Below are 10,741 nucleotides of genomic sequence, written 5' to 3'. Positions count from 1 at the left end.
ACCCGGATGAAGGTCTCCTGGACCGCGTCTTCGGCGTCGTGATGGTTGCGCAGCACCGAGTAGGCCACCCGGTAGACGAAGCGGGCGTGCTCGCGGACCAGGGCTTCGACCAGGTCCGCACCCGCCTCGGCGATCAGGATGCCTTCGCTCAATATCGCCTGCCCTACCGCCATCTTCGGCCCTCCATGGTAATGACGGGAGGGCGGGCCCAGCGTTCTATTTTCTTTGCCGGTGGGCAAGACGGCTGCCTGCGGCCGACGCGGCGAGCGCCCGGCGCCCGTATCACGCGATGGCGTGATGGCGATCACGACCCGCGGCCGGCCTCCGGGGGCACAATGTTGTTGAAATCGAATGTCGATTTCATCTTGGGGTCCCAGCCATGGTCCGCCTGACTCGCATCAGTTTCGGGGGCACGGCGGGGGTGGTGACGAGCATGGCGCTCATCACCGGCCTCCACGCCGCGGGCGCGAAGACGGGAACCATCGTCAGCGCGCTGCTCATCGCCGCCGTCGCCGACAATCTCACCGACTCGCTCAGCGTCCACATGTACCAGGAATCGGAGCGCCTGGGGCAGCGGGCGGTGTTCCTGGGGACCCTGGCCAACTTCGCCACCCGGTTCTGCGTGTGCCTTTCTTTCGTCCTGATCACCGCGCTCTTCCGCCCAGCGGTGACCGCGGTGGTGGGGATCGCGTGGGGCATGGCGCTGCTCACCGCGCTGACCTTCTTCCTGGCGCGAAGCCGGGGGATCGGCACCCTCCCGGAGGTCGCGAAACACCTTACGGTCGCCCTGGTCATCCTGCTGGTGAGCCAAGGCATCGGACAGTGGATCACCTCACATGTGGACCTGCTGCTGATGACCTGGAAGGCGCCGGGGACATAAGCGTGGGTTCTGCCGGCATCCCGCCTTCACCCGAAGAGACGCAAGGTGCTTCGACCCGCCGTCGTCCTGCCCGGCGGGACCCCGGCTCGCTCAGCATGACACTCCCATAGATTGTTCTTTCTCTGCGGCCTCGGCGCTCTCGGCGGTGAGTCTTACTTGAGCTGCAGGCTGGCGTCGGCGGAGAACTCGAGGTCGGCGAAGTCCCGGGCGAGGAGTTTGGGATAGGCGGCGGCGGCGATCATGGCGGCGTTGTCAGTGGAAAGCGGGCGGGAGGGGAAGTAGACGGCCAGGCCTTCCTCGGCGGCGGCACGCTCGAAGGCCGAGCGCAATTCCGTGTTGGCGGCCACGCCCCCGGTGACGAACAGGGTCTCGACCTCGCGGGCGCGGGCGGCGGCCAGGGTCTTACCCACCAGGTCCTCCACCATGGCGCGCTGGAAAGAGGCCACCAGGTCCAGAGTCTGGCGGTCGCAGGCGGCGCGGATCGCGTCGGACTGGGGGCGCGCGCCCGCGGCAAACAGCTTCTGGCGCTCGGCGATGCCGGGCTTCATCTGGTGGGTCTCGACGTAGCGCAGCACCGCGGTCTTGATGCCGCTGTAGGAGAAGTCAAAGCGGTCCTGGGCAAGCTCGCCCTTGGGGATGCCGCGCTTGCGGTTCTCGCGCGAAGGGTGCTTGATCTGGGTGAGCCCGAACTTCACGGCGCGGGGATCGCCGAGCGGGGCCAGGCGATCGATGATGGGCCCGCCGGGATAGCCCAGGCCGAGCAGCTTGGCCACCTTGTCGAAGGCCTCGCCGGCGGCGTCGTCGCGGGTGTGGCCGATGTTCTGGTAGGTCCAGGAATCGCCCTTGCGCTCGGCCAGATAAAGATGAGTGTGGCCGCCGGAGACCACCAGGGCGAGGACGGGAAAGCAGATCTCGCCACCGCCCTGCTGCCTGTGCTCGAGCAGCACGGCGTGGATGTGGCCCTCAAGGTGGTTGACGGTGATAAGGGGCTTGGAGAGCGCCCAGGCCAGGGCCTTGGCGTAGCTCACCCCCACCAGCAGCGAGCCGGCCAGGCCGGGGCCCTGGGTGACGGCGATGGCGTCCACCGAGGCGTAGTCCTTGCCGGCTTCTTTCAGCGCCTCGCGCACCACCGGCAGGATGGCGCGCAGGTGCTCGCGCGAGGCCAGCTCCGGCACCACTCCGCCGAAGGGCTGGTGGGTGACGTACTGGGAGAAGACGACGTTGGAGAGCACCTGCTCGCCGGCACGGACCACGGCGGCGCCGGTCTCGTCGCAGGAGGTCTCGATGCCGAGGATGAAGTCGCCAGTCATCAGCGAGTTCCCAGTTCCCGGTTGCCGGTTCCCAGTTTTCGGGAGGCCGACAGCCAAAGCCTAATATTATGGGATTCGCGAGCTAAGAGCTAAGAGCTAAGAGCTGATGGCTGCTTCCCTCCATCCCGCGCATGCTGCCGCGATCGCCATCGTGCGCGCGCTGCGGCAGCGCGGGCACCAGGCGTACCTGGTGGGCGGATGCGTGCGCGACATCCTGCTGGGACGCGAGCCCGCCGACTTCGACGTGGCCACCGACGCTACCCCCGAGGAGGTGATGCAACTCTTTCCGCAAACCTACGCCGTGGGGGCGCAGTTCGGGGTGGTGCTGGTGCCGGTCGACTCCGTCCTGACTGGGAACCGGGAACCGGGAACTGGGAACTCGGTGGTGGAGGTCGCCACCTTCCGCAACGACCTGGGCTCGAGCGACGGGCGGCATCCCGACCAGGTGCGCTACACGAGCGACCCGCGCGAGGACGTGGCCCGCCGCGACTTCACCATCAACGGCCTGCTCTTCGATCCGGAGAAGAACCAGGTGCTGGACTACGTGGGCGGGCGCGCCGACATCGAAGCCGGCATCATCCGCGCCATCGGCGAGCCGGCGCGGCGCTTCGCCGAAGACAAGCTGCGCATGCTGCGCGCGGTGCGCTTCGCCGCCCGCTTCCACTACGCCATCGAGCCGGAGACCTTTGCCGCGATCCCCCGCCTGGCGCCCGCGATCCACCAGGTCTCGCAGGAGCGGGTGCGCGAGGAATTGACCAAGATGCTGACCGAAGGGCGCGCCGCGCAGGCCTTCCAGCTCCTGGACGCCACGCGCCTGCTGCCCGAGGTCCTGCCCGAGGTGGAGAAGATGAAGGGGGTGGAGCAGCCGCCGCAGTTCCATCCCGAAGGCGACGTGTGGGTGCACACACTGCTGCTGCTCGAAGGGCTGCCCGCCGGCTGTTCGCACACGCTGGCCTGGGGCGCGCTGCTGCACGACGTGGGCAAGCCCGCGACCTTCCGCGTCGCCCCGGACCGCATCCGCTTCGACGGGCACGTGGAGGTGGGGACGCGCATGGCCGAGGAGATCTGCCGGCGCCTGCGCTTCTCGAACGACGACACCGAGCAGATCGCGGCGCTGGTGGCCAATCACCTGCGCTTCGCCGACGCGCGGCAGATGAAGGAGTCCACCTTCAAGCGCTTCGTGCGGCTGCCGCGCTTCGCGGAGCACCTGGAACTGCACCGGCTGGACTGCCTGGGCAGCCACAAGGACCTCTCGCTCTACGAGTTCGTGAAGGAAAAGCTGGCAGCGCTGCCGGCGGACCAGATCCGTCCGGCGCCGCTCGTGACCGGCGACGACCTGATCGCCGCCGGCTACGCGCCCGGCCCGCGCTTCAAGCAGATGCTGGCGGCGGTGGAGGACGCGCAACTGGAAGGACGGCTGGCGGACAAGGCGGAAGCGCTGGAGTTCGTGCGGCGGCAGTTCCCAGCGTGATTCCCGGAAGGTTCGCGCTTGCAACCCGTCCTTCGCGGTCCTACAATCCTGTCCTCACTAGCTTTCGTCCGCGGTTCGCTGTATAGGTTGAGAAGCGGTATCCCGAGACCCTCATCTATGGAACCTGCCCGAGCCGGTTTACAAAAGATCATGGGAGACGTGGTGCGGAGCGCCCCGGTGACCGACGGTCCCATGCTGGCCTGGCCGCTGGTGTGCGGTACGGCGGTGGCGGGCAAGACCCACGCCTTGGACTGCCACCACGGCATCCTGCGGGTGCAGGTGCCGGACTCGGCCTGGCGGGCGCAACTGCTCAGCCTGGCGCCGCAGTACCTGGACGCCCTGCGCCAGCTCCTGGGCGAGCGCGTCTACTGCATCAGCTTCGTCCTGCCCGGCGACAAAAAGGAGCCGCGGCGGGAAACGAAGCAGGCATGAAGGTCAGCGAGCAGGATGTCGGACACGTGGCCGAACTGGCCCACCTGGAGCTGACCGGGGAAGAACGCGCGCGCCTGCTGCGCGACCTGAACTCCATCCTGGATTACATCGCCCGCCTCAACCAGTTGGATACCTCTGCAGTCGCGCCCCTGGCGCAGGTGGGCGGGCGGGGGAGCGTGGTGCGTTCCGACCAGACGCGGCCGTCGCTGGCGCGCGAGGCGGCGCTGGCGAACGCGCCCGAGTCGGACGGGACGTTCTTCGAAGTTCCCAAGGTCATCGAGCGGTAGATGAAGTTCCGAGCCCTGCTAGCGTTGTTCCTGCTGATCGCTCCCGCCTGCGCGCAGAGGATCTCCAATCAGCGTCCGGCGGAGGCTCCGCTGCGGCTGGACATGTCCAAACTGAATGGTATGCAGCCGCCTGGAATGGATCCACTCTGCCTGGACAAGGGCCGCTTCCAGGACCTTGAGTACAATCGCTCGCCTGAAGTTGAGAAGATCATGGCGCGCCCCAAGGACGCAGTTCCAGTCTTGATCTCACTGCTGACGAGTACCAAGCGGGTGCGGCCCGATCCGGTGTGCTACTGGTACGACACGCGCGTCGGGGATGTCGCATTCATGATGCTCGCCGACCTCTTCACCGACGCGAGTTGGCAGCACTGCACCGTTCCCGGTGCGTGCTGGGACGCTCTTGGCTCAGTCGATACCGATGTTCCAGCCTCGACGGCATGGCACAACTACATCAAGCAGCACGGACGAGCCGCCTTGCAGAACCATTACCGCAACCTGTGGCGCGAGTATAAGGACAAGCTGGTCTGGGACCCCACCCAGCGCTGTTTCCGGCTTCCAACCCAGAAGAACTGACTCAGCCTATGGACTTGAACGCTCTCACCATCGAATCGGCCCGCGCTGCTGTCGCCGAGGGGCGGGCGACGGCGAGCGCGCTGGCGGAGTCCTTCTACCAGAAGATCGAAGCCGAAGACGGCGAGGTTGGCGCCTACCTGACGCTCTCGCGGGAGCGGGCGCTGGCCAAGGCGGCCGAGATTGACGGGCTTACGGCGAAGGGCGATCCCCTGCCGCCGCTGGCGGGCGTCCCCATCGCCGTGAAGGACGTGCTGGTCACAAAGGGCGTGCGCACGACCGCCGGGTCGAAGATCCTGGAGAAGTTCGTCCCGCCCTACGACGCGACCGCGGTCAGCCGCCTGGAGGCGGCGGGGGCGGTGGTGCTGGGCAAGACCAACTGCGACGAGTTCGCCATGGGCTCGTCGAACGAGAACTCCGCCTATGGCCCGGTGCGCAACCCGCGCGACCGCGCGCGCGTGCCCGGGGGCTCCTCGGGGGGCTCGGCGGCCAGCGTGGCCGCGGGGACGAGCGTGGCGGCGCTGGGCTCCGACACCGGCGGCTCCATCCGCCAGCCCGCCGCCTTCTGCGGCGTGGTGGGGCTGAAGCCGACCTACGGGCGCGTCTCGCGCTACGGGCTGATCGCCTTCGCTTCGTCGCTCGACCACGTGGGGCCGATCACCAGGACGGTGCGCGACGCCGCCATCCTGCTGCAGCAGATGGCCGGACACGACCCGCTGGATTCGACCTCGGCCGACCTTCCCGTGCCCGACTATCTGGCGGAGATGGAGAAGCCGGTGCGCGGGCTGCGCCTGGGCGTGGCCAGGGAATATTTCGGCGAGGGGCTGGAGGCGGAGGTGCGCGCGGCGGTGGAGGCGGCCATCCAGAAGCTGGCGCAGGCGGGCTGCGAGATCGTGCCCATCTCGCTGCCGCACACCGCCTACGCCATTCCCACCTACTACATCCTGGCGCCGGCGGAGGCCTCGGCCAACCTGGCACGCTACGACGGAGTGCGCTACGGCTTCCGCGCGGGAGCGGCCAGCTCGCTGGGCGAGATGTACCGGCGGACGCGCGACCAGGGCTTCGGAGCGGAGGTGAAGCGGCGCATCCTGCTGGGCACCTACGCGCTCTCCGCCGGCTACTACGACGCCTACTACCTCAAGGCGCAGAAGGTGCGCGCGCTGCTGGCGCGCGATTTCGAGCAGGCCTTCACTCAGGTGGACGCGGTGGTCGCGCCCACCACGCCCACGCCGGCCTTCAAGCTCGGAGAGAAGACGGACGATCCGCTGGCCATGTACCTGGCCGATATCTACACCGTGACCGCGAACCTGGCGGGAGTGCCGGCGATCTCGGTTCCGTGCGGGAGCTCCAAGAGCGGGCTGCCCATCGGGGTGCAGATCATGGGACGGCCGTTCGAGGAGGGGACGGTGCTGCGGCTGGCTGAAGCTTGCGCTGGGGCAGGTCCGCGCTAGCTCCTGACTACAGACTCCCAACTACTCGATGCGTTCGTAGTAGCGCTCGCCGGCGCAGGCACGGCAGAGGACCTTGTCTCCGCGCCGCACCTCGCGCTTGAAGTTGACGCCCTCGCCGCACTGGGCGCAGGTCACGCGCTCGCCCTTGTAGCCGGGGAACTCCTCGGGCCCGAGCGCGACCTTCACCCACTGCACGTCGAAGAGGTCGGCGTCGGCCATCTCGCGGTAGGCCAGCATCTGCTGCTGGTTCTTGCTCTCGATCTCGGGATGCATCTGGCGGGCGAGCGCCTTGGAGGACTCGCGGGCGGCGACGCGGACGGCGCGGCCGCTCTGGACATCCACGAAGGTGGCGGCCACCTTGCCCCAGTCGCGGAACTTGAGGGCGCGCTTGCCCAGGCGGCAGCCGGTGACCACGGCCACAGCGTCGGTGGCGCAGCGGTCGATCTCGACGAAGGTGACCAGGCGCTTGCGATCGGCGCCGCGCGGGTCGTCGAGGCCCAGCTTCTCCAGGCCCAGCATGGCCAGGCGCACCCCCAGCACCTGCCCGGCGCACAGGTGGCCGTGGGCCTGCTCGGCTTCCTTGAGGTATTCGTCCAGGGTCTTCATGGCAGGCCGCGTGCAGCAAGCCTAATCCTTCGCCGGAGAGGGCGCAATCCACCGGCGGGCACCCGGGCCCGCACTGGCGCCCGCCCCGGACCTTCCAGTACACTGCCCGTAACTCCCCCCGAAGTCTCTCTGGGAAGCCTCGTCAGGAGCGGGTTTCTGGCCGAAGCGCAGAATCGCGAATTGCTGGACCTGTGGGCGGCGCACGTCTTCTACCTGGGACTGGTGGAAGCGGCGCTGGGGCACCAAGTGCCGGTGCCGCCGGAGGTGGCGGAGGCGCGCCAGGGTCCGGCCGAGGGCTCGCTCGACGTGCTGCAGCGCTGGCTGCCGCTGCTCGACATGGCCATCACCCCGCCCATGGTGCGCGACGCGCTGAAGGATTCCACCAGCTACGAGACCGCCGAGGCCCTGTTGCGCTACTACCTGCAGCGCGCCGACGACGCCGACCGCGACAAGGCCGACTTCGTGGTCACCTTCCTCTACCGCAAGTGGCTGGCGGAGGCGGGACGCGGGCTGCCGCAGCCGGTCCCGGCCTTCGAGGCGGCGCTGGGGCAGGTGCTGGCCGGCATCGAGCCCCCGGAGCCCCCGGAGGAGCACATGCGGCTGGTGGCGGAGTTCGAGTTCGTGCGCCAGGAGGTGGAAGAGTTCCGCCACTTCGACGCGCTCATGGATTCCGGGGTGATGCAGCGGGTGCGCGACCTCAAGCAGGCGCTGCGCGGCTCCTTCTTCCATCCCCGGGCGTTGGCTCCCATCGCCGACTACAACTATTTCTTCGGGCAGCGCTTCGACGAGCTCTTCCGGCAGGCGGCGGCGCGCATCAAGGCCTTCGCCGCCAACGCCCAGCAGGAAGGCGCCAGCATCATGAGCCGCATCGACGACGACGTCATGGTGAAGCACCTGGAGGAGGTGGAGGAAAAGGAGTCGCTGAGCCTGGAGTACGGCCGCGCCCAGGAGCACTTCCGCAAGATCTCGCGCTACAAGAAGGCCGTGGACAAGCGCATGCCGGCGGGCGCGCCGGTACCGGGAGGGAAGGCGGCCGCGGCCGGGACCGGCGCCGCGCCCACCCTGGCCACCGACTCCATCCAGGAGAGCAAGATCCAGAACGTCACCGAGTTCATCTACAACTTCCTGGCGGGGGCGCCGCCGGTGACCAAGTCGGTGGTGGTGGCCATGCCCCACGGCAACGTGGTGATCAGCCCGGTGGAGGCGGAGGCCTTCCGCGCCGACTACCGCAAGGAGAAGAGCTTCCGCGCCGACTACGCCAACTGCCTCATCCGGCTGATCTCCATCCTGGGGCGGACGGCGGGCGAATACCACGAGTACCAGGCCAAGAAGACGGCGTCGCAGTACCTGTGGAAGCCGCACGCCGACTCGCTGGCTTACCTGCTGGCCGCCGCCAACGCCGAGATCGCCAAGGCCGGGGAATTGCTGGAGCTGGCGCAGAAGCGCGGCCTCACCGAGAAGGTCAACGCCCTGAAGCTGGCCATGGAGAAGCTGCGCTCGTCCTCGCGCGAGGTCGCCTTCGCCCTGCAGAGCTGACTCCGGTACACTGGCTGCCGGCGACCGCCGTGCCCACCTACAGCATCATCATCCCGGCCTACAACGAGGAGCGGCGCCTGGGCGCCGCGCTCGAGCAGGTACTGGCCTACGCGGCTGCGCAGGGCTGGGACGCCGAGGTGCTGGTGGTGAACGACGGCTCGCGCGACCGGACGGCGGCGCTGGCTGCCGAGTATGCGGCGCGGCATCCTGTCGTGCGCTTGCTGGAGAATCCCGGCAACCGCGGCAAAGGATACTCGGTGCGCCACGGCATGCTGGAGGCAAAGGGCGACCTGCGGCTCTTCACCGACGCCGACCTGTCGGCGCCCATCGCGGAGGCGGGAAAGCTCTTCGCGGCGCTGGGCGAGGGCGCCGAGGTCGCCATCGGCTCGCGCTGGCTGGCCAGCGAGACCCAGACCCTGCGCCAGCCTCTCTACCGGCAATTCTTCGGGCGGCTCTTCAACCTGCTGCTGCGTCTGCTGCTGGGCCTGCGCTTCCGCGACACGCAGTGCGGCTTCAAGGCCTTCACCCGGAGGGCGGCGCAGGAGCTGTTTTCGCGGCAGCGCATCGAGCGCTGGGCCTTCGATCCCGAACTGCTCTACCTGGCGCGGCGGCGGGGGCTCAAGGTCGAGGAGGTGCCGGTGGCGTGGGCGCACGACCGGCGCTCCACCATCAGCCCGCTGCGCGACGGCCCCCGCATGGCCTGGGACATGCTGCGCATCCGCTGGTACGGGCTGACGGGAAAGTATTCGAAGTAGCCTGGTCCCATACTTCCAATCAACCACGGATCGACACGGATTCCCACGAATCACATCCGCTAGAGTCAGATCCGTGAAGATCCGTGTGCATCCGTGGCTGGGGGGAGTTTCTAAGCCTCGGCCTTCACTACGCGGCGCGCAGGGGAGTGCGCGGCACCACGGTGATGCCTCTGTCCTTCTCGAAGGCCAGGGTCAGAGTGCTGGCGCAGGCGGCGCACAGCCAGAAGTGCTCGATCTTCTCCGGGCCTTTGCGGCCGTTGACCAGGAAGGGGCCGTGGGGGTGGGCCTCGCCGGCGTTGGCTACGTCGATGCGGTAGAGGCGGCCCTCGCGCAGGTAGCGGAAGGGGGCGGAGCAGGAAGGATTGGCGCATTTCGAGAGCATGACCGCCTCGTAGATCCGGTTCGTGAGGCTGTGCGTTCGGAGCTCCCGTCGAGCAGAGACCCCAGGGCGAAACGACCTTGCTCTCTCATCGTAACGCCGTTTTGGGGGCGGGGAACTAGCAGAATTTGCAGGGCGGACTTTGGGGTGTTCCACATTGGGACGCGGCGCGCGCTCGCTTGCCCCGTCGCTACGCTCCGGGCCGCTCGCGCGCGGGTGGGTTGACGGCGATTTCCCCGGGGCTCACGCCCCGGGCTGGGTTCTGGCGTCCCATCGGGGCTTCTCACTGCTTGCCGGTGGCGAAGGCGAGGGTGAGCAGGGTCTTCTGCTCCAATTCGTGGGCCTTGGCGGAGCCGGTGGCGGGGCTGGAGGAGGCGGAGCGCTTCACCGTGCGCACGGGGCGGCCCGGCAGCAGGCGCTTCAGCCGCGGCAGCACGAACCACAGCGCCCCCATGTTGGCGGGCTCTTCCTGCACCCAGACGATCTCGCGCGCGGCCGGGTGCCGCTCCAACTCCTGCGCCAGCTCGGCCTCGGGAAAGGGATAGAGCTGCTCCAGGAAGACGATGGCGGTCTTGGAATCCTTCAAGCGCTTGCGCTCGGCGCGCAATTCGTGGCCGATCTTTCCGGTGCACAGCAGCACGCGCCCGGCGCGCTCGATCTCAGTCTCGGGAAGGACGTTCTGGAAGCGCGGGCGCGCGAACTCCTCCAGGCGGGACGCGGCGTCGGGATGGCGGAGCATGCTCTTGGGGGTGAAAACCACCAGCGGCTTGCGCCACTTGCGCAGCGCCTGCCGGCGCAGCAGGTGGAAGTATTGGGCGGCGGTGGAGGGCTGCGCGACCTGCAGGTTGTCCTTGGCGGCCAATTGCAGGAAGCGCTCCATGCGGGCGCTGGAGTGTTCCGGGCCCTGGCCTTCGTAGCCGTGGGGCAGGAGCACGACCACGCCCGAGAGCAGGCCCCACTTGTCCTCGCCGGCGGAGATGAACTGGTCGAGGATGACCTGGGCGCCGTTGGCGAAGTCGCCGAACTGCGCCTCCCACAGCACCAGGGTCTCGGGATAGTCGCGG

General features: G+C 68.4%; 13 protein-coding genes. 8 read left to right on the top strand and 5 right to left on the bottom strand.

Annotated elements, in window-relative coordinates; all coding sequences use genetic code 11:
- On the bottom strand, nucleotides 1-173 hold a 173-nt coding region (locus VEG08_02095; GenBank protein ID HXZ26768.1), incomplete at its 3' end, for a sigma factor.
- Between the two features lie 206 nt (nucleotides 174-379).
- Here VEG08_02095 and VEG08_02090 point away from each other — a divergent pair.
- Complete coding sequence (locus VEG08_02090; protein HXZ26767.1) at nucleotides 380-880, top strand: hypothetical protein; 501 nt, start codon at nucleotides 380-382, stop codon at nucleotides 878-880.
- A gap of 152 nt (nucleotides 881-1,032) precedes the next feature.
- Here VEG08_02090 and tsaD read toward each other — a convergent pair whose 3' ends face one another.
- The gene (gene tsaD, locus VEG08_02085) at nucleotides 1,033-2,190 is read right to left on the bottom strand and encodes a tRNA (adenosine(37)-N6)-threonylcarbamoyltransferase complex transferase subunit TsaD (protein ID HXZ26766.1); all 1,158 of its coding nucleotides are present in this window, start codon (nucleotides 2,188-2,190) and stop codon (nucleotides 1,033-1,035) included.
- A gap of 106 nt (nucleotides 2,191-2,296) precedes the next feature.
- Between tsaD and VEG08_02080 the strand changes: the two genes are divergently transcribed.
- The 5 genes from VEG08_02080 (at nucleotide 2,297) to gatA (ending at nucleotide 6,401) form a co-directional block, all read left to right on the top strand.
- On the top strand, nucleotides 2,297-3,661 hold the full coding sequence (locus tag VEG08_02080) for a CCA tRNA nucleotidyltransferase (protein HXZ26765.1): 1,365 nt from the start codon (nucleotides 2,297-2,299) through the stop codon (nucleotides 3,659-3,661).
- Nucleotides 3,662-3,778: 117 nt separating this feature from the next.
- Nucleotides 3,779-4,093 (top strand): DciA family protein, encoded by a 315-nt coding sequence (locus VEG08_02075; protein ID HXZ26764.1) that lies wholly within the window; start codon nucleotides 3,779-3,781, stop codon nucleotides 4,091-4,093.
- Nucleotides 4,090-4,380, top strand: coding sequence for an Asp-tRNA(Asn)/Glu-tRNA(Gln) amidotransferase subunit GatC (gene gatC / locus VEG08_02070; protein ID HXZ26763.1), 291 nt, complete (start codon nucleotides 4,090-4,092; stop codon nucleotides 4,378-4,380). Before VEG08_02075 ends, gatC begins: the two co-directional genes overlap by 4 nt.
- Entirely contained in the window at nucleotides 4,381-4,953 is a 573-nt protein-coding gene (locus VEG08_02065; protein HXZ26762.1) for a hypothetical protein, read from the top strand.
- Nucleotides 4,954-4,961: 8 nt separating this feature from the next.
- Complete coding sequence (gatA, locus tag VEG08_02060) at nucleotides 4,962-6,401, top strand: Asp-tRNA(Asn)/Glu-tRNA(Gln) amidotransferase subunit GatA (GenBank protein HXZ26761.1); 1,440 nt, start codon at nucleotides 4,962-4,964, stop codon at nucleotides 6,399-6,401.
- Nucleotides 6,402-6,422: 21 nt separating this feature from the next.
- On the opposite strand, the gene VEG08_02055 is transcribed toward gatA, so the two are convergent.
- On the bottom strand, nucleotides 6,423-7,007 hold the full coding sequence (locus VEG08_02055) for an FmdE family protein (GenBank protein ID HXZ26760.1): 585 nt from the start codon (nucleotides 7,005-7,007) through the stop codon (nucleotides 6,423-6,425).
- Nucleotides 7,008-7,187: 180 nt separating this feature from the next.
- On the opposite strand from VEG08_02055, the gene VEG08_02050 reads away from it, so the two are divergent.
- Both VEG08_02050 and VEG08_02045 read left to right on the top strand, forming a co-directional pair.
- Nucleotides 7,188-8,543, top strand: coding sequence for a hypothetical protein (locus VEG08_02050; protein HXZ26759.1), 1,356 nt, complete (start codon nucleotides 7,188-7,190; stop codon nucleotides 8,541-8,543).
- Nucleotides 8,544-8,572: 29 nt separating this feature from the next.
- A complete protein-coding gene (locus tag VEG08_02045; GenBank protein ID HXZ26758.1) occupies nucleotides 8,573-9,298 on the top strand; it encodes a dolichyl-phosphate beta-glucosyltransferase in 726 nt (241 codons plus the stop codon).
- Between the two features lie 127 nt (nucleotides 9,299-9,425).
- Here VEG08_02045 and VEG08_02040 read toward each other — a convergent pair whose 3' ends face one another.
- A complete protein-coding gene (locus VEG08_02040) occupies nucleotides 9,426-9,680 on the bottom strand; it encodes a hypothetical protein (protein HXZ26757.1) in 255 nt (84 codons plus the stop codon).
- A 280-nt stretch (nucleotides 9,681-9,960) separates the two neighbouring features.
- On the bottom strand, nucleotides 9,961-10,741 hold a 781-nt coding region (locus VEG08_02035), incomplete at its 5' end, for a 2-oxoglutarate dehydrogenase E1 component (protein HXZ26756.1).

This window comes from Terriglobales bacterium (assembly GCA_035624475.1).
Lineage (GTDB): Bacteria > Acidobacteriota > Terriglobia > Terriglobales > Acidobacteriaceae > DASPRL01.
The sequence above is the reverse complement of the archived record's forward strand: the minus strand, read 5'-3'. Positions and strand labels throughout refer to the sequence as shown.

Coding starts and splice junctions, on each gene's coding strand:
- VEG08_02090 (HXZ26767.1), top strand. CDS start 380: ATGGTCCGCCTGACTCGCATCAGTTTCGGGGGCACGGCGGGGGTGGTG.
- tsaD (HXZ26766.1), bottom strand. CDS start 2,190: ATGACTGGCGACTTCATCCTCGGCATCGAGACCTCCTGCGACGAGACC.
- VEG08_02080 (HXZ26765.1), top strand. CDS start 2,297: ATGGCTGCTTCCCTCCATCCCGCGCATGCTGCCGCGATCGCCATCGTG.
- VEG08_02075 (HXZ26764.1), top strand. CDS start 3,779: ATGGAACCTGCCCGAGCCGGTTTACAAAAGATCATGGGAGACGTGGTG.
- gatC (HXZ26763.1), top strand. CDS start 4,090: ATGAAGGTCAGCGAGCAGGATGTCGGACACGTGGCCGAACTGGCCCAC.
- VEG08_02065 (HXZ26762.1), top strand. CDS start 4,381: ATGAAGTTCCGAGCCCTGCTAGCGTTGTTCCTGCTGATCGCTCCCGCC.
- gatA (HXZ26761.1), top strand. CDS start 4,962: ATGGACTTGAACGCTCTCACCATCGAATCGGCCCGCGCTGCTGTCGCC.
- VEG08_02055 (HXZ26760.1), bottom strand. CDS start 7,007: ATGAAGACCCTGGACGAATACCTCAAGGAAGCCGAGCAGGCCCACGGC.
- VEG08_02040 (HXZ26757.1), bottom strand. CDS start 9,680: ATGCTCTCGAAATGCGCCAATCCTTCCTGCTCCGCCCCCTTCCGCTAC.